Below are 2,118 nucleotides of genomic sequence, written 5' to 3' on the forward strand. Positions count from 1 at the left end.
CAGTATATCGAGTGCCGCGGGATTGTGACTGTAGCTCCGAAGCGCCCCCAAGGAGTCATGAATGTCGGGTGTTGAAGCGACCACATAAACGCCTGGCGCGTCCAGCGGAACCTGTTGACCCCATTTCACAACGCCGGCCGGATGCAGTGCACATTTGTCGAAGAGTTCCCCCACTGAGATGGTCATCCGCCCATGTTAGGTGACCTCCAGGACAACTTGGCTTTTCGTCATTGTCGCTTACACCCCATAGCCTGGCGCAGTGACTAATTCCATTGGGGGAGTGGCAGCGGAGCAGCTGCCCGAGGGCTTATACGAACTCCTCAAAACCGACGCGCTGGGCAAACAACTGAACAGCGAAGCAGACCTTCAACCGGTCTTCGCAGAAATCGAAGACGACGACTCCCCGGACATCCTCTCCCGCCACGTAGCAGACGCCGTCCGGCGAGCCCTCGCTGCAGCCAAACCCGCCGATCGCGTCGCTCTCGCCAATAAGCTCCTCCAGGAACTGAACACCTCGGACCGCATCGCCCCCGGTCCGACCCAGCTCCATTCCCTCCACCGCCCGGAGACGCTAAAGCGCCGCAACCTCCGCCGTCCCACCACCAAACTGAGCGACTCCGCACTCCTGACCAACAGCAAGGACGATCCCAACCTCGCCGCGGAACTCAGAACCGAGATCGAATCAGCCAACACCGTCGACCTGCTCTGCGCCTTTGTCAGGTGGACCGGACTGCGGCTCCTCGAACCAGCACTCCAACAGCTCAAGGAGCGCGGCGCCAAACTTCGCGTCATCACCACCACCTACATGGGCGCTACGGAACGCCGCGCCATCGACGAACTCGTCAACCGCTACGGCGCCGAAGTGAAGATCAGCTACGAAACCCAGGCCACCCGGCTGCACGCCAAGGCCTGGCTGTTCCGTCGCAACTCCGGCTTCGACACCGCCTACGTCGGCAGCTCCAACCTCAGCCAGGCCGCGCTCCTGGACGGCCTGGACTGGAACGTCCGGCTCAGCTCCGTCGGAACACCCACCCTGCTGCAAAAGTTCGAGGTCACCTTCGACAGCTACTGGGAACAGCGCGCGTTCCAAAGCTACGACCCGGAACGCGACGGTGAAAAGCTGGACGCCGCACTGGAACGCAACGGCGGCCGGCGAACAGCTGTCCCCGGGGCAGCCACCGGCCTCGAGCTCCAGCCCTTCCTGCACCAGGAGGAGATGCTCGAAGACCTCGAAGCCGAACGGCTCAAGGGCTTCAACCACAACCTCCTGGTCGCCGCCACCGGCACCGGCAAGACCGTCATCGCCGCGCTGGACTACAAACGCCTCTGCGAAGCGGCCGGCAGGGACCTGAAACTGCTCTTCGTCGCCCACCGCCAGGAAATCCTCAAGCAGGCCACGCGCACCTACCGCGACGTCATGCAGGACGGCGCCTTCGGCGAACTCTACGTCGGCGAGCACAAACCCACGGAGTGGAAGCACATCTTCGCGTCCGTCCAGTCGCTCTCCTCCCTCGGCACCGACAAGCTGGCACCCGACTTCTTCGACGTCGTCGTCATCGATGAATTCCACCACGCCATGGCGCCCACCTACCGCCGGCTGCTGTACCACCTGCAGCCGCAGCAGCTCCTCGGACTGACCGCGACGCCGGAACGCGGCGACGGCGTCGCCAAGCAGTTCTTCAACGGCCGCACCGCCGGCGAACTGCGCCTCTGGGACGCCCTGAACGCCGACCCGCTGGTGCCGATCCACTACTTCGGCGTCTCGGACGACGTCGATCTCAGCAAGTTGGAGGGGAAGCGCGGCAACTACGACACCGCGCAGCTGAACAACCTGTACACCGGCAACGACGCCCGCGCCGCCAAGGTGATCCGCGAGCTCCGCGACAAGGTCACCAGCACCGACCAGATGCGGGCCATCGGCTTCTGCGTCTCGGTCCAGCATGCCCACAACATGGCGGGGGTGTTCAACCGAGCCGGGATCGCCTCCGTTGCGGTCGACGGGAGCACCAACGACGCCGACCGCGCCGCGGCCCTGGAACGGCTCCGCCGGCGCGATTAGCCGCATCCTCGCCATCGAACTCGCGTTAGCATCAACTCCGCGGCAGAACGGTGTAGTCG

2 protein-coding genes are annotated in these 2,118 nt (G+C 64.3%); one reads left to right on the plus strand and one right to left on the minus strand.

Going from position 1 to position 2,118, the window contains the following annotated elements; all coding sequences use genetic code 11:
* Window positions 1-186, minus strand: a 186-nt coding sequence (locus AB4Y86_RS17495) for a hypothetical protein (RefSeq protein ID WP_441403434.1), incomplete at its 3' end; no start/stop codon positions are given.
* A 73-nt stretch (window positions 187-259) separates the two neighbouring features.
* Between AB4Y86_RS17495 and AB4Y86_RS17500 the strand changes: the two genes are divergently transcribed.
* Window positions 260-2,059 carry a DEAD/DEAH box helicase family protein gene (locus tag AB4Y86_RS17500; protein WP_441403435.1) on the plus strand — a complete coding sequence of 600 codons (1,800 nt, stop codon included), beginning with the start codon at window positions 260-262 and terminating at the stop codon, window positions 2,057-2,059.
* Window positions 2,060-2,118 lie beyond the last annotated feature (59 nt).

The organism is Arthrobacter sp. 2YAF22_2 (assembly GCF_052114645.1).
Taxonomy (GTDB): domain Bacteria; phylum Actinomycetota; class Actinomycetes; order Actinomycetales; family Micrococcaceae; genus Arthrobacter.